We start from the raw sequence: 16,160 nt of genomic DNA on the forward strand, positions 1-16,160 counted from the left end.
TAAAAAACCTTAAATGTTCATTTTTAATGTAAAAATGGACATGTGTGCTAAATATGTCCATTTTAATCAATACATTTGAATTATGTTCAATTTATCTTCAAAAAGTGAACATATATATTATGGCTTACGATAGAAATAAACCTTATAATAATTTACCATTATTGCCTCCAGCAGTAGCAATAGAAGAAGATATTACTATTTTAAAAGCCTTAGTTACAACTTCAAGAGCGCTTGCTACAGTAAATATGAGTATCCAAAGGTTGCCAAATCCTTTTATTCTAATTAATACAATAGCACTTCAAGAGGCAAAAGCTTCTACTGCAATAGAAAATATTTTCACTACCGAAGATGAATTATACAAAGCTATTTCTGACAATATTAAAGAGGACAATGCAAATGCTGCCACAAAAGAGGTTTTGCGTTACCGCGAAGCTTTATGGGAAGGCTACCTTTTAATGAAAGATAAAAAGCAAATTGATTTAGCTATTATTAAAGGTATTTTTAAGCAAATTAAAAACACAACAGCAGGATTAAGGCCTGCACAATCTTTAACTGTAATACGCAGAGGACAAAGTGAATTTAGGGCCGGAGAAGTAATTTATACACCACCACGCGGGGAAGACGTTTTACAAAACTTAATGGATAATTTAATTGATTATTTAAATGATGATGAAAAATACCCAATAGACCCATTGTTGAAAATGTGTGTAGCCCATTATCAATTTGAAGCCATACACCCTTTTGTAGATGGAAATGGCAGAACAGGAAGAATATTAAATTTACTTTATTTGGTAAATAAAGGCTTAATAGCGCAACCGGCTCTTTATCTTTCAAAATATATTATTTTAAACAAAGACGATTATTACTATAATTTAGGCTTAGTTACCCAAAGAGGCAATTGGAAAGAATGGATTTTATACCTTTTAGATGCTGTAGAAAAAACAGCCTTACTAACCAGTCAACTAATTGAAAGTATATTGGCACAAATGGAGTCTACTTTAAGCCAAGCTAAACAAAAAATAAAATGGTACAGCAAAGAAGTAAACGAACTTTTGTTCAGTCAGCCTTACATTAAACCAAAATTAATTGGCGACTTTCTTAATATCTCTTCAAGAACTACACTCACCAAATATTTTAATGAATTAGTAGCAAACAAAGTTTTAAGCGTTAGAAAAGATGGGAAAGAAGTGTTTTATGTAAATGACGATTTAATTAAAATATTGGAAGGGTAAAAAATTTCGAACTGAACTTCCTTCAGATTAAATAGCTTTTTCTTTACATGAAAAATCCTGATAATTTTTAAAATTATCAGGATTTAGAAATTATTTTACGCAAAACTAATGCTTTATAATAATTTGCTTTTTTACGGTTTCTTTACCTTCATTTATGTGAAGATAATAAGTTCCGTTTGGTATTTCTTTAGTGCTAAGAACAGATTTTTTATCGCCTTTCTTAATTTGAGATGAAATTAAAATATCTCCTTTGTTGTTTAATAACTGTATATCTCTTGCGTTATTATAATTTTGAAATTCTATGTTTAGTTCATTGTTTGCAGGGTTAGGGTAAATGTTATAATTACTACTACGGTAATTCCAACTACAATCCAAAGATTCTACTTCTGTTTCCACCCAATCAGAAGTACCGCAAGCACTAATTGCCCTTACTTGAAATACATAATAGCCTGCTGGTACATAACCAAAAACATCATTACCGGGGTAAGCATTGTTATTAGTTGCATATAAGTTTAAAGAAGGATAAGCTAAAAGTCTTGCTTCATAAGTAGCACTTAAATCATTAGTTTCTATCGTAAAAGAATTGCCAGTATTATTAGAGCACCAATATGGATTTTGATTATCCAAATTTGTAAAATTTGGCATTCCAAGAATAGGTGCACCAACACCGATAATTTTAGGAGTTAAATTGATATTACCACATGCTGTAGTAACTGTAGCAGTTAAAGTAATTTGCCCATTTCCCACTTTTGTTAAGGTGATGGAATTGCCTGAAGTACTAGAACTTACAATACCGCTAGGTAGATTAGCCGTCCAATTAAATGTTGCACCTGCTGGTAAATTTTGGATAGTGTAAGTTTCTGATGTATTGCAGATTAGGTTGGAGCCTTGGATTGTATAATTATCAGCATTCCCTAAAACAGAATAAGCAAAAGTCACATTCGCTGGAGTAGTAGGGTAAAAACCAATTTGTTGACCTAGTATATTATATACTTCATATACATAGGTTCGTAATGTTGCACCTGTATTTGTTAAAGTACCCGGAACTATTTCGCAAAATCCTTCACCATAATTAGGGCTTGCAACACTAAGTCCAGATGTTCCAACTCCCCTACCCCAAGCTCCCAACACGTTGCAAAAGGAATAAGGAAAAGTAACTGCTTTTATTACTTCATGTCTTTTAACAACATAATTGCCCGCTGCTAAGCCAAGTGTTGAATAAAATGTAGCAGAATAATTCCCTGTTGAACTTGCAACTGTGCCACCAGTTGCAGTGTAGTGGTTGACTGCATTTTGCTGTAATAATGTTAAAGCCTGTGCTGCATTAACACGACCATGACCCATTGTGTTATTAAAGCCGTTAGTATAGGGGTCGTTACCCACTTCGTCAGCACTTATCTTGATAATGTTTTCAATATCATCATTAAACAGATTAGGTCTAAACCCTTTTAATAAAGAGGCAATGCCAGCAACTTGTGGAGCTGCTTGGGAAGTTCCAGCGTGAAATTCATAAGTGTTGTTTAAGGCAGACGATCGAATATCTCTTGGATCAGTCCCTGAATTTGTAATCCCTCCAGGAGCACAAACATCAATGTGGTTACCCGTGTTTGAAAATAGTGAGTGTTGGTCATTGTTTTGAGTTGCACCTACAGCTATCAGGTTGTTATTTCCTGCGGGATATTGCGTGGTGTTTCCATTATTATTACCCATAGAAACTATTGATGTGCTATTCATTTTATAGGAATAAGCAAAAGCCATAGCTATTGTTGTACTGTAAGATGACCCACCCCAGCTATGATTTGAAATTTGTGCGCCGGCATTTACTGCATCTATTATTTTTTGCGCCACATTAGCATCGCCAATGTATCCAGAAGGCTCAAAAATTCTTTTAGAAAGGAGTCTAGCATTCCAGTCTACTCCTCTTCCTCCTATTACATTAAAAGCATTTGCAGCAGCTATACCAGCTACATGAGTGCCATGATATTGAGCATTCGTACCGCTCAAGCTTGGGTCTCCTGAGGATTTTCCAGTTAATTCATCATGAGACAACTCAAGTCCAGTATCGAAAACCGCAATAGTAACAGCATTACTGCCCGTGAAAATATTCCAAGCTTGTATAGCGTTTATATCTGCACCAACTACCCCTCCGTTTCTTCCATCATTATTCAAGTGCCATTGAGTACCATTTAAGAACTCAGGATCTGAATGAAGTTGAGGTTTTGAATTTTTTTCAGCAAATAGTATTGCTGAATTTTTCTTTAAAATTTCAATAGCTGCATTTGCCTCTGACTCAGTTTTAAATGTTAAATTAAATATACGGTCAAATTGCGGGGTTCTTATCTTTGCACCATCTGTCCGGGATTTGATACTATCTGCTTTATTCCAATTAGGAAATGCCTTACTTATTGCTGCCGGTTGAAGTTTATATAAAGTCGATTCAAGCGATTTAGAGAGAATTTTAGCCTTTGTATAATTAAAATCTTCTTTATTATTATCAGGTATTTCTAAAGAATCAGGCATGATATAAATTAATAATTCATGATTTAGGTTTCTCTGTTGTGCATGCCCAACTTTAAAAACACCTACACCAAAAAGAACTATTAACAGGAGAAATTTTGTAAAATTTAATTTGTTTTCATTGAAGTATAATTTAAGGGTTAAAAATTCTCTTTAAAAGTGAGCTGCTGCTTATTACTACCATCAGCGTTCATTATCCACAGTCTGCCATTAGTTGCTCTTGAATCTGTAAATACAATTTTATTTCCATCTAGGCTCCAGTCACTGCTATACCCACCTGTTTGTGTAACTTGTTTCTTGTTTTTTCCGTCTGCATCCATAACCCATATTTGTGGTAAACCTTTTACCGGTTGGGAAGTAAAACTTATCTTATTATTTTTTGAATATTTAGCAAAGGAGTTATCTCCTGCAATAAAAAAAAGATTTATAATACGCTTATTTATGAACATGAAGGATTTTAAGGAATCTCCAATAACTTCCCCTGTAGATGTGGTTACTCCCCTTACAAAAATTATGTCATTTAAATAATTCCAAGTTGGATAACCTGAATTCCCTGCAAAAATTTGTTCTTTATCATCGCCATGGATATTCATAACCCAAATGCCTTGCACACTTTCTGGTTCAGGGTAAGAGTAACTTCTGTGATTTGATATCCACTTTCCATTCGGGCTCCATGATGGGGAAAAGTTTCTCCCAACATTTGTTATTTGGGTTAAACTGTCACCGTCAAGTTTCTTCTTCCATATTTGTGCACCTTGAGAAAAAGTAATCCATTGGCCGTCTGGAGACCAACTAGGAGTTTCTGAACTTAATCCTGTATGCCATAATTTATTTTCTTTGCCATCAGGTGTAATGAGATAAATACCACTCTTATTTGCTGCTTCATCTATATGAAAATAAGCAATATATTTACCGTCAGGGCTCCAAGATGCCTGATAATCTATCAGGTTAAAATCTGCTGAGCTACAACCGCCAACACATGGTTCCTGAGATTGATCTTTAGATTTTTTTTTACAACCTATTGCTATTACAATCAATAGGGAGAAAAGTAGCTCAAGGTTTATATTTCTTAATTTACTCATCGTCTTTTAATTTGTTGTCTCAAAATTATTGTAAATTAGTATTTCCTCCAATAGCGTAAGTCTTAGCGGGCTGGTTAGAGCCATAGCCTGATTTGTGCTTGTGTTAGCTTGTTTCATACTCGTTATTTTTATCAAATTTTAATTATCTAAAGGCTAGAAGGGCATTTATTCCTTTTCTTGTGCTTGGCTCAAAGAGAATAAAACAATGCATGTAATTAAGCAACTAAATAGATTTTTTTTCATAATGATTTAGTTTATTCTTTTATAACGGGAATAAGGATTTAAAGCTGGAAATTGTAGGTTTAATTCTAAAGTATTAATGTCTTTGAATTCAAATTTATATGGAAGAATATCTACTAGAAGCGTGGCATCAGTATTTTGGTCTAAATAAACATATCGTTTATAAAGTATAGAATCAGCAATCCAATATTTTCCTTTATATACACTATCTTCCTGTATATTATGAACTAAATAAATACTATCTGGCAAATATTCTATATATTCATTATAGTTTACTGGACCAAACATGTTATGAGTGACCTTCCATTTACCCAATATTGTTTTGTTTGGAAAAATTTCCTTGTTTTCTTTTTTACAATAGATACTTGTGAAAGGTAAAACACCTAATAAAAAGTAGAATAGAATTGTTTTAGGTTTAAAAATTTGTTTTTTCATAGTTAATTGTTTTAGGACTATACGATGTAATGGCAAATAAGGATACAATTGAAATTTCATTTTTTATTAATTTAAAAGCATTTCATTTGTCAAATAACTTTATTTAATACCTAAATTTAGTAGTTTTGATTAATATAGAGAACAAGTTTATTTCAATTAGGTTAATTAAACTGATTGAGAACTGGAAATATATGGTAAAGACACCATTCTGATTTTTTTTAAAAAATTATAGCCCATTAAATTAGCTAACATTCACAACAGGCAATTAATTACTCAATTTAGGTGTGTTAAGGATAGAAGCGAAATCCTTTTTGCATTTGTCATTTAGCAAGCAGCAAAAAGAGATATTCGCCAGCTGTCAAAACACCCAAATTAAAATTTTATAAACCAACAATTTCCAAATCTTCCGCAAACATAATTCCCATTCCTTATATTTGCTTTTGTACATGAATATCAAAACAATATTAGAGCAATATAAAACTGATGCTCGCTTAATTAGCTTGACCAAAGCCATGCAAGCTAAACAGGCTCGTATTCAGTTAAAAGGATTAATAGGTTCTTTAGATGCTTTTGCTGTTGCCATTAGTTACTTTTTAAACCATAGAAATATGGTTTTTGTATTGCCAGATAGGGAAGAGGCCAATTATTTTCAGGCCGATTTAGAAAGTTTAATGGATAAAAATGTATTGGTTTTTCCTTCATCGTACCGCAAATCTTTCGATTTTACCCAAACAGATTCGGCAAATGTTTTAATGCGAGCCGAGGTTTTAAACGAACTAAACCACACTTCAGAATTTGGGAATTTAATTGTTACCTATCCCGAAGCTTTAGCAGAAAAAGTAATTGATAGAAATGCTTTAGAAAAAAATACATTAGAAATTTCTATTAACAATAAATTAAGTATAGAATTTATCAATGAATTTTTAATTGATTATGATTTTGAACGTACCGATTTTGTTTTTGAACCAGGTCAATTTTCTGTACGTGGTGGTATTGTAGATATTTTTTCGTTTTCACATGATTTACCTTACCGTATCGAGTTTTTTGGAGATCATATAGAAAGCATCAGAACTTTTGAAATTGAAGATCAATTATCGGTAGAGCAAGTAAAATCTATCACGATAGTACCAAATGTACAAGCTAAATTTTTAACAGAAAGTAATATTTCCTTGTTAGAATTTATTGATAAAGATGCCGTTGTTTGGTTTAAAGATGTCTCTTTTACTTTGGATGTAATTAAAGCGGGCTACAAAAAATCAAATGAATTATGGAAAGCTTTATCCACACAACAAAAACAGCAAAACCCCGATTGGATTGACCCAAAGTTTGCTTTTACAGATGATAAAATGTTGGCGGATCAGCTTAATGATTTCCCAATTGTAGAGTTTGGCAAGCAGTTTTTTTATCATGCTACAGATACCATTAATTTTGATGCCCGTCCGCAACCATCATTTAACAAAGATTTTACTTTGTTAATGCGTAACCTTCAACAAAACGAAGCGCAAAAAATTGATAATTATATTTTAACAGATTCAAGTAAACAACAAGAGCGTTTGTTTGCGATTTTTGATGACTTGAATAAAGCGATAAAATTTAACCCTATAAATATTTCTATTAGGGAAGGTTTTATTGATTATGAACAAAAATTAGCTTGCTACACAGATCATCAAATTTTTGATAGGTATTATAAATACAAACTAAAACGTGGTTATGCCAAATCACAAGCCATTACCTTAAAAGAATTACGAGATTTAAAACCAGGCGATTATATTACCCATATTGACCATGGAGTAGGAAAATACGCCGGTTTAGAAAAAGTGGAAGTAAACGATAAAGTGCAGGAAATGATTAGGCTTATTTATGCCGATAATGATTTGCTGTATGTGAATATCAACTCACTAAATCGTATCTCAAAATATAGTGGTAAAGATGGGCACACACCTAAAATGAATAAATTAGGTACCGATGTTTGGGAGAAACTAAAGAAAACAACAAAAAAAAAAGTTAAAGACATAGCCCGCGATTTGATTAAACTTTACGCTCTCCGTAAAGCACAAGAAGGGATGGCTTTTTCGCCCGATACTTATTTACAAAACGAGTTAGAAGCTTCCTTTATTTACGAAGATACGCCTGACCAGGAAAAAGCTACTGCTGATGTGAAAAAGGACATGGAATCTCCGCATCCCATGGACAGATTGGTTTGTGGTGATGTTGGTTTCGGTAAAACAGAGATTGCCATAAGAGCAGCATTTAAAGCCGCAACAGATGGAAAACAAGTCGCTATTTTAGTGCCGACTACTATTTTAGCCATGCAGCATTACAAAACTTTTAATGAACGTTTAAAAGATTTCCCTGTCCGTACAGATTATATAAACCGTTTTAAAACCCCAAAGCAAGTAAAAGATACTTTAGAAGCTTTAAAAGCCGGTAAGGTGGATATTATTATTGGAACGCATAAATTGGTAAGCAAAGACGTAAAGTTTAAAGATTTAGGCTTACTGATTATTGATGAGGAGCAAAAATTTGGGGTTACTGTAAAGGAAAAATTGAAGCAATTTAGAGCTAATGTAGATACCTTAACTTTAACAGCAACACCAATTCCTCGTACTTTACATTTTTCTTTAATGGGTGCAAGGGATTTATCAATTATGCAAACGCCGCCACCAAATAGGCAACCTGTACAAACAGAATTACATGTTTTTAACGAGAAATTAATTAAAGAATCAGTAGAATTTGAGTTGGATAGAGATGGACAAGTTTTCTTTATCCATAACCGTGTGGCCGATTTACGTCAATTGGGTGGTTTAATTCAAAAATTGGTTCCAAAAGCTCGTATAGCCATCGCTCACGGGCAGTTAGAGGGAGATCAATTAGAGGATATTATGCTTGATTTTATTGACGGTAAATACGATGTTTTAGTTGCTACCACTATTATTGAAGCAGGGTTAGATGTACCCAATGCTAACACCATGTTAATTAACCACGCCCACATGTTTGGCTTGAGTGATTTACACCAGATGCGAGGCAGAGTTGGGCGTTCTAACAAAAAAGCATTTTGTTATTTGTTAAGTCCGCCATTATCAACACTAACTCCCGAAGCTAGAAAAAGATTGAGTGCTATTGAAGAATTTTCTGATTTGGGTAGCGGTTTTAACGTTGCTATGCGAGATTTGGACATCCGCGGAAGCGGTAACCTTTTAGGTGCAGAACAAAGCGGTTTTATTGCCGAAATTGGTTTTGATATGTACCATAAAATTTTGGATGAAGCCATTCAGGAATTAAAAGAAGACGAATTTAAAGGTTTGTTTGCCGATGAAAAACCTCGTCCCTTCGTGAGCTTTACGCAAATTGATACAGATATGGAACTGATGATTCCGGATGAATATGTCACCAATATCCAAGAACGTTATAATTTATATACCGAACTTTCTAAAATTGAAACTCAAACCGAATTAGATATTTTTGCAAAAGGCTTACATGATAGGTTTGGCCCATTACCAAGGCAAGTGAAAGATTTATTGCGTACAGTTGAGCTGCAATGGATTGGAAAAGAAATTGGTTTAGAAAAAATTAGTTGGAAAAAAGGTATTTTAAGAGGTTATTTCATTTCTGATAAACAATCCAAATATTTTGAAACAGATGCTTTTGGTAAAATATTGAGTTTTGCAGCTCAAAACCCTAGAAAAGTAAATTTAAAAGAAATTAAGAATACTTTGCGTATTGCAATTGAGGATATTAGAAATATTGATGACGCTATTTTTGCTTTGGATCAGATGAGAGATCCGGTGGTGATTTGATGAATGAAATAACTAAATTTGTACATGTCATCATTCAGATTAGATTAGATAGAACAAAATTTAAACCCCAAACTGCTGATGAAGCGGCTAATCATGCTACTTATTCTCCTTGTGGTCGGTGTTATCACCGCACCACTAAAATGTTTGTTCTTTAATTAAGAATATGAAATTTGAAACAAAGCAGATTTTAAGTTCAGATAACTCAAATATAATGGTACGGTGATAACACCGACCATAGGTCAACAGAGTAGATTTTAAGTTCAGATAACTCTTAATTTATAGATAATGGTACGGTGATAACACCGACCATAAGTCAAAGAGATTAAAAATACTTTGAGGATTGCTATAGAGGATATTAGTAATATTAACTATGCAATTTCTGCTTTGGATCAAATGAGAGATCCGGTGGTGATTTGATGAATGAAATAACTAAATTTGTACATGTCATCATTCAGATTAGATAGAACAAAATTTAAAGCCCAAACTGCTGATGAAGCGGCTAATCATGCTACTTATTATCAATCTTTAACTTGGCAAGAACGTATTAAGATTGCGAATTATTTAAATAGTATTGCTTTTAATTATCCAGAAAATAACCCTCCACGGTTAGATAGAACAAAATTTACAACTCGCTCAAGAAGTTAATATGAGCAATATTTTCAATCAAGATTTTAGAGATTTTATTGAGGCACTAAATAATGCCAATGTTAAATATATTCTGGTAGGAGGGTATTCAGTAATTCTTCATGGATATTCTAGAACTACTGGGGATATGGATATTTGGGTAGATAGAAGTGCTGATAATTATGAAAAGATAAAACTCGCATTCTCTAATTTCGGAATGCCTGTATTTGACATGACCGATTCTAATTTTTTAACTCATCCAAATTGGGATGTTTTTACATTTGGTATTCCGCCATCAGCTATTGATGTAATGGTTAAATTAAAAGGTTTAGATTTTAAAGAGTGTTATCCAAATGCAGTGGATTTTGAAGATGATGGACTTTTAATTAAATGTATAAATTTCAATGATTTAATAAGAGCCAAAGAGGCCTCGTTTCGCCCTAAGGACATTGATGATATACAAAACCTAAAAAACAAATAGTTTGGAATCTGAAAAATTATTTGTGATACGTGTGTAAAACTCATCAATTCAAAACACAAAATTCACAAAAAATCCTACATAATTCCGTTACTAGTTTTTTAGAAATTCACATTTCATTTTTTTAACTTTATAAATAAACACTTTTGCGGCATGAATAGCTTTAAAACTTAATGTATTGTCCTTTTATTTCTTCTTGTGGTCGGTGTTATCACCGCACCACTAAATATTTGTTCTTTAATTAAGAATATAAAATTTGAAATAAAGCAGATTTTAAGTTCAGATAACTCAAATATAATGGTACGGTGATAACACCTACCATAAGTCAAATTGTTTTTACCCTAATTAACAGTATGAAAAATTTAATAGCCATTATTTTAATAATAGCTTTTAGTGCCAGCTTTTCTAAAGCTCAGGTAATTAAAGACACCATAAAGGTTAAAAAACACATATTTGGCACCATTTATTTAAAAGACGGAAAAAGCATAGGTAACGGAAGAGGCTTAAGTAAGCTGTTAAGTTCAAATCCAGAAACCCATGCGGATTTAAAATTAGTAAACACTAATTGGGTGTTCTCGGCAATATTCGGAGGTGCATCTGGTTTCATTTTTGGTTATCAATTAGCGAGTAGCTACACTAGGTCATCACCCAATTGGGGAGCGCTTAGTGCCGCTACTGCTTTATTAGGATTATCCATTCCATTTGAAATCGGAAGGGTAAAGCACATTAACAAGGCGGTTTCAATCTATAATAACGGTTTAAGGCAGACTAGTAGAAACAATCTTCAGTATAACCTTAGAATTTCAAATAACGGCGTAGGATTAAAAGTTAGTTTTTAAATTTTATAGACTGAAATTATCAAAAACGATTTTGTCCAAGGGTCTCTCTTTTCGAGGATCCTGATTTATTTGTTTGCCAAAATTCATAAGAAACCCCATACAATTCCGTTAACACTTTTTCAAAAATTCACATTTCATTTTTTTTAAACTTTATAAATTAACACTTTTGCGGCATGAATAGCTTTAAAACTTATTGTATTGTCCTTTTATTAGCTTTAATAGGTGGCAATACAAAAAGTGCAACTGCACAAACAGCTAACAGAGTAGATTCTATTGTTGTAAAAGAAATTCAAATTAGAAAAAATCCTTTCTATAGCCGGCCACCTGTTTTTTTCATTTACAAAAGACAGCTTAAACAAAGCTTTGTTAACCTAAAAGTTAATTATTGGAAAACCAAACTTAATTTCGGGATTAACCTTAATCAGGCCGCATTTAGTGAGAATTGGAGCGGAGGTGGAGTAAATTCCATTGCTTTAAGTTCCATTTTGAATTATAAAGCAGAATATAATAAAGAAGGTAGAAACTTCACCTCTGAGGTTTTACTACAATATGGTAAGCTAAAAAATCAGGATCAGTTAGAAAGAAAAACAAACGATCGAATATTTTGGGATAACAAAGCTGGTTTACCCATATCAGAAAATTGGAGTTTCTTTGGTTCTATCAGTTTTGAATCACAATTTGATGCGGGTTTTAGTTATGGAAAAGATGCATCAAATAATGAAACTCGTAAAATTATTTCAAAATTTATGTCACCTGGTTACCTTACAGAATCTGTAGGTTTTGAATATAAACCCGAAAAATTTTTTAGTTTAAGGTTAGGAACAGGTACCGCAAGACAAACTTTTTTATTAGATACTACACTTTACAGAAACAATCCTAAAAACTTTGGTGTTCCTGTTGGCAAGCGGTTCAGAAACGAATTGGCTTTTCAAGGTGTAGCAAATTTTGATAAAGATGTTGCCACAAACTTAAACTTAAAGGCAAGGTATTTACTATTTGCTGCTTACGAAAAACTTAATAATATAGACCAACGTTTAGATGTTACCGTAACTGCAAAAGTGAATAGATTAATAAACGTTACTGTAGCTACAACAGCTTTATACGATGATGATTTTAGTGGCAAAATACAATCTAGCCAAAGTTTGGCACTTGGTATAATGTTTAAAATACCTCGTTAAATTTTAAATTTTCGAATTTATCTCCATCAAATTATAATCATTTGATGCCATTTTTTAATAAACCAATTTGTACCAACTCATATAAATTTGAAAAAGAGCGTTAAATTAATTCCTTTTATGCTCATTAGCTTTCTGCTAGTATTCATCAGTTGGTATGTACAAGAAGGCATGAGTGTATTGTTTAAAACTTATTTGTTTAAACCAATTTATATAATTGCTTGTCTAGCTATAATAATTGCTTTAATTACGGCGCTCATTAGAATTCCTAAAAACGGAATGGATAGGTTTTTTAAAATAGCTGTTCATGTTTTTTTTGCAGTTTTTGTTGCTCAAATTATTTTTTTCATCATTAATTTAATTGGAGATATTACTCGTTTAGGCTTAGCTATTTTTGGTAACCATCATCAAAACGGAGATTTTTTACCACCTAAAATATTTGGCTTTTCTGTAATTGCATTTATCAGCTTTTCAATAATATTAATTTTGTTCATTCATGGCATATTTAAAGGGAAGTACGCTTACAAAGTAATTAAGCAAAAGTTGTTTTTTGAAAATTTGCCTAAAGAATTTGATGGTTTTAGGATTATACAAATATCTGATATTCATGCAGGAAGTTTTGATAACGCAAAAGCAGTACAAAGAGGAATAAATTTAGTAAATAAGCAAAAAGCAGATTGATTTGTTTTTACAGGCGATTTAGTAAACAATAAAGCTTCAGAAATTGAACCTTGGATTCCATATTTTAATCAAATAAGAGCACCTTATGGTCAATTTTCCATTTTAGGTAACCATGATTATGGCGATTATATACAATGGGAAAACCCACAAAGTAAAATTGATAATCTTAATCAATTAAAAAAGTATCATCATCAAATTGGATTTAAGCTTTTGCTTGATGAGCACATAGTTTTAGAAAAAGATAATCAGAAAATTATTTTAGCAGGTGTAGAAAACTGGGGAATTGGCTTTGGTGAAAGAGGAGATTTAAATAAAGCATTGCGTGGAACGGAGGTAAATGATTTTAAAATTTTGCTATCGCATGATCCTTCTCATTTTGATGCACAGATAAAAAATCACGCATCGAAAATAAATTTAACATTAAGTGGGCATACCCACGGAATGCAGTTTGGGATAGAAGCTTTTGGCTTTAAATGGAGCCCGGTGAAATATCGGTATAAACATTGGGCAGGTTTAAAAGAAGAAAATAATAGATACTTATATATTAACAGAGGCTTTGGTTTTTTAGGTTTTTCTGGTAGAATAGGTATTTGGCCAGAAATAACAGTAATTGAGTTAAAATTAAATTAATATAAAAGTATTTTCAAAAAAAAATCCTTGGGACTAACCAAGGATTTTTAAAAATATTGAAAGTTTTAGCCTTTAGCTTTATACTCTAAATCTTATTTAGTTAAAGATTTGTAAATGAATTTATAAGTTAAACCTGCAGAACCATAGTAAGATTTACCAACGTTTCTACCGTCAACAATACCACCACCACTTACACTTATTCCAAAATTACCGTCAATTGGAGTGTAAATAGTTCCTCCTACTTTAGTATAATTAACTTTTGTTGCAGTAAAATCGTTGTTAAAACCAGGTCTTAAAATATCTGTACCACTAGTTGATGTTTGGTTGCCTACTTGTCCTGCAATATAAAATCTATCTGCTGCAAAACCAATTTTTAATTCGCTTAAAATTGCATCAGGCACATCAGTTGTTCTTGCACTGTAACCAGCTTGTCCTGTTATAAAGAAACCTCTTTCATCTTTAAAATGCGCTAACAAAATACCATTTAAAGTTGTAGCTCTATTACCAATTGCTATAATAGATTGTAATTCGTCATCAACTTTATAATCTCCAAGTGGTGTGGTAAAGCCTAAAGATCCTTGAAAAGAAACGTTACCAACTTTAGCAAATTCGTATTTTAAGAAGGCAGAAATATCTTGCATTCCTTCAATTTGGTTGCTATAATCTCCTCCATTAGAACGAATTCCTTGTAATGTTGCCGGATTTGCTGATCCAACTGTTTGTATAAAAGGTAAAGAAACAACGGCATCTAATTTATCAGATATGCCATAATTACCATAAATATTAAAACTATTGGTAGAAACTGATCCAAAAATTGGAGTTTCATCAACTATTTCTGGAACTAAGTAAACACTTTTATAATTTTCGTGAGTTAAAGAAAAAGTTAATCCTCCACCTTTTTTACCTTGCATAAAACCGCTTAATGGCGTTTGTGCAAAAGAACTTATACTTAATCCTATGATAAGGCCAGTACTTAATATTGCTGATTTTGTAAATATTTTCATTTTATTTTAATTTGAGTTTTTGTTAATAATTAATCTAATTTTATTGCTTATCGGAATTTTTTGTTTCAATGTATGTTCGTATAATTACATCGTTTGAACAGAATTACGAAATTAAATAAACATTTGGTTTTTATTTTTTAAACTTTTTTTTAAAACCTAAAAACTAAACATAAACAACGTACGTATATGTGTTCAAAACAATGATTGCTTATCGGAAATAACTCAATCATTTAATAACTCATTAAAAAAATAAAATGAAAAATTATAAACTTATAAAATCAGGATTCATTATTGCATTATTTGCAGTAGTATTGTCAACAGTTGTAACATCTTGTCAAAAAGACGATGACCTTGACCCAACAATTTCTCAAGTAGCTGTTAGCTTAAAGGGATTTAGTCAACTAGAAGCAGCCGCTATTAGGGGTGGAGTTGCTGGAGTGCTATCAGAAAAGAATCCAGCTGCAAATTCTGGCGGTAATTATACTGTTTTTGCACCAACTAATGAAGCCTTTGCTAAACTAGGATTAGTTAATCCTCAAGATTTAAATGCATTACAAAAAGCATTTTTAACAAACGTTTTGGTTTACCATGTTAGCAATGGTAATACTTTAGAGTCAGCTTTAACTAACGGTGTTGCAGTACCATCTTTATTAGGTCCAACTAAAAGAATCATAAGTAGAGGAAGTGATTTATTTGTTAACGGTTCTAAAATAATCGCAACTAATGTTAAAGCAGATAATGGTACCATCCATGCAATTGATAAAGTTATCTTAGCATCTGGTGCTGATATTGCAAATACTGCAATTTTCTTTGCACAAGGTAAAGGCTTTGTAAATCCAGAATTAAGCTTTTTAGTAGAGGCTGTTGTATATGCTGATTTGGTAGCTGCTTTAGCAGACCCAACTGCAAACTATACAGTTTTTGCACCAACTAATCAAGCTTTCAAAGATTTAGGGAAAATTTTAGGTGTGGCAATTGATAATCCAGCTGATATCAGAAAATTAGATAAAGCTACTGTAACTCAAGTTTTATTAACACATGTGTTTAATTTACAAGGTGGTGGTAAATTTACTTCTGAGTTATTTGCAAGCGATATTACTGCATTAAACGGACAAGTTATTACCTTAGGTGCTTATAACAAAGGTGTTTTAAGTGTTAAAGGAAGAGGCAATGCAACTGCTGCAAATATGGCAATACCAGATGTGCAAACTACAAACGGAGTTGTACATGTTATTGATAGAGTATTATTACCACAATAAATAAAAATATTTTTAGGGTGAGCCGAGGTCAAGAATATAATTCTTGATTTCGGCTTTTTTAGTTTTAAAAATCCTATTAAATTCATTAATCTATAGTAAAACGTTTATTTGCAATAATGTGGAAAACATAAAAACCTATAAATCAACTATTTTTACACATGAAGTGT

Annotated in this window: 12 protein-coding genes and 1 pseudogene; 9 read left to right on the forward strand and 4 right to left on the reverse strand. The window is 32.3% G+C overall.

Annotation, left to right across the window (positions count from 1 at the left end; genetic code table 11):
* Positions 1 to 104: 104 nt before the first annotated feature.
* A complete protein-coding gene (locus ACFSSE_RS01895) occupies positions 105 to 1,232 on the forward strand; it encodes a Fic family protein (RefSeq protein WP_379040808.1) in 1,128 nt (375 codons plus the stop codon).
* Positions 1,233 to 1,337: 105 nt separating this feature from the next.
* Here the strand turns inward: ACFSSE_RS01895 and ACFSSE_RS01900 are convergent, their stop codons facing one another.
* The 3 genes from ACFSSE_RS01900 to ACFSSE_RS01910 form a co-directional block, all read right to left on the reverse strand.
* Positions 1,338 to 3,752: a S8 family serine peptidase gene (locus ACFSSE_RS01900; RefSeq protein ID WP_379040807.1), complete on the reverse strand. Its 2,415-nt coding sequence runs from the start codon at positions 3,750 to 3,752 to the stop codon at positions 1,338 to 1,340.
* Between the two features lie 137 nt (positions 3,753 to 3,889).
* Complete coding sequence (locus tag ACFSSE_RS01905; protein ID WP_379040805.1) at positions 3,890 to 4,831, reverse strand: TolB family protein; 942 nt, start codon at positions 4,829 to 4,831, stop codon at positions 3,890 to 3,892.
* A gap of 249 nt (positions 4,832 to 5,080) precedes the next feature.
* On the reverse strand, positions 5,081 to 5,566 hold the full coding sequence (locus ACFSSE_RS01910; protein ID WP_379100678.1) for a hypothetical protein: 486 nt from the start codon (positions 5,564 to 5,566) through the stop codon (positions 5,081 to 5,083).
* Between the two features lie 386 nt (positions 5,567 to 5,952).
* Here ACFSSE_RS01910 and mfd point away from each other — a divergent pair, with 386 nt between their 5' ends.
* From mfd to ACFSSE_RS01945, 7 genes and pseudogenes are all read left to right on the forward strand, one after another.
* Positions 5,953 to 9,303 carry a transcription-repair coupling factor gene (mfd, locus tag ACFSSE_RS01915; protein ID WP_379040802.1) on the forward strand — a complete coding sequence of 1,117 codons (3,351 nt, stop codon included), beginning with the start codon at positions 5,953 to 5,955 and terminating at the stop codon, positions 9,301 to 9,303.
* 441 nt (positions 9,304 to 9,744) lie between these two features.
* Entirely contained in the window at positions 9,745 to 9,948 is a 204-nt protein-coding gene (locus ACFSSE_RS01920; RefSeq protein WP_379040801.1) for a hypothetical protein, read from the forward strand.
* Between the two features lies 1 nt (position 9,949).
* A complete protein-coding gene (locus ACFSSE_RS01925; protein ID WP_379040800.1) occupies positions 9,950 to 10,408 on the forward strand; it encodes a DUF6036 family nucleotidyltransferase in 459 nt (152 codons plus the stop codon).
* A 350-nt stretch (positions 10,409 to 10,758) separates the two neighbouring features.
* On the forward strand, positions 10,759 to 11,244 hold the full coding sequence (locus tag ACFSSE_RS01930; protein WP_379040799.1) for a hypothetical protein: 486 nt from the start codon (positions 10,759 to 10,761) through the stop codon (positions 11,242 to 11,244).
* Positions 11,245 to 11,417: 173 nt separating this feature from the next.
* Positions 11,418 to 12,422 (forward strand): DUF3078 domain-containing protein, encoded by a 1,005-nt coding sequence (locus ACFSSE_RS01935; RefSeq protein WP_379040797.1) that lies wholly within the window; start codon positions 11,418 to 11,420, stop codon positions 12,420 to 12,422.
* A gap of 87 nt (positions 12,423 to 12,509) precedes the next feature.
* Positions 12,510 to 13,100 (forward strand): hypothetical protein, encoded by a 591-nt coding sequence (locus ACFSSE_RS01940; protein ID WP_379040796.1) that lies wholly within the window; start codon positions 12,510 to 12,512, stop codon positions 13,098 to 13,100.
* Between the two features lie 12 nt (positions 13,101 to 13,112).
* Positions 13,113 to 13,730, forward strand: a pseudogene (locus tag ACFSSE_RS01945) (metallophosphoesterase); the annotation flags it as partial.
* Positions 13,731 to 13,822: 92 nt separating this feature from the next.
* Here the strand turns inward: ACFSSE_RS01945 and ACFSSE_RS01950 are convergent.
* The gene (locus ACFSSE_RS01950; RefSeq protein WP_379040795.1) at positions 13,823 to 14,734 is read right to left on the reverse strand and encodes a hypothetical protein; all 912 of its coding nucleotides are present in this window, start codon (positions 14,732 to 14,734) and stop codon (positions 13,823 to 13,825) included.
* Positions 14,735 to 14,988: 254 nt separating this feature from the next.
* Here ACFSSE_RS01950 and ACFSSE_RS01955 point away from each other — a divergent pair, with 254 nt between their 5' ends.
* Positions 14,989 to 15,993 (forward strand): fasciclin domain-containing protein, encoded by a 1,005-nt coding sequence (locus ACFSSE_RS01955; RefSeq protein WP_379040794.1) that lies wholly within the window; start codon positions 14,989 to 14,991, stop codon positions 15,991 to 15,993.
* The last annotated feature ends 167 nt before the right edge of the window (positions 15,994 to 16,160 follow it).

This window comes from Pedobacter alpinus, from assembly GCF_042684645.1.
Lineage (GTDB): Bacteria > Bacteroidota > Bacteroidia > Sphingobacteriales > Sphingobacteriaceae > Pseudopedobacter > Pseudopedobacter alpinus.

Excerpts from the sequence above, each read along its gene's own strand:
- ACFSSE_RS01900 (WP_379040807.1), bottom strand. The coding sequence starts at position 3,752 with ATGCCTGATTCTTTAGAAATACCTGATAATAATAAAGAAGATTTTAAT.
- ACFSSE_RS01955 (WP_379040794.1), top strand. The coding sequence starts at position 14,989 with ATGAAAAATTATAAACTTATAAAATCAGGATTCATTATTGCATTATTT.
- ACFSSE_RS01925 (WP_379040800.1), top strand. The coding sequence starts at position 9,950 with ATGAGCAATATTTTCAATCAAGATTTTAGAGATTTTATTGAGGCACTA.
- ACFSSE_RS01910 (WP_379100678.1), bottom strand. The coding sequence starts at position 5,566 with ATGAAATTTCAATTGTATCCTTATTTGCCATTACATCGTATAGTCCTA.
- ACFSSE_RS01950 (WP_379040795.1), bottom strand. The coding sequence starts at position 14,734 with ATGAAAATATTTACAAAATCAGCAATATTAAGTACTGGCCTTATCATA.
- mfd (WP_379040802.1), top strand. The coding sequence starts at position 5,953 with ATGAATATCAAAACAATATTAGAGCAATATAAAACTGATGCTCGCTTA.
- ACFSSE_RS01920 (WP_379040801.1), top strand. The coding sequence starts at position 9,745 with ATGTCATCATTCAGATTAGATAGAACAAAATTTAAAGCCCAAACTGCT.
- ACFSSE_RS01935 (WP_379040797.1), top strand. The coding sequence starts at position 11,418 with ATGAATAGCTTTAAAACTTATTGTATTGTCCTTTTATTAGCTTTAATA.
- ACFSSE_RS01905 (WP_379040805.1), bottom strand. The coding sequence starts at position 4,831 with ATGAGTAAATTAAGAAATATAAACCTTGAGCTACTTTTCTCCCTATTG.
- ACFSSE_RS01930 (WP_379040799.1), top strand. The coding sequence starts at position 10,759 with ATGAAAAATTTAATAGCCATTATTTTAATAATAGCTTTTAGTGCCAGC.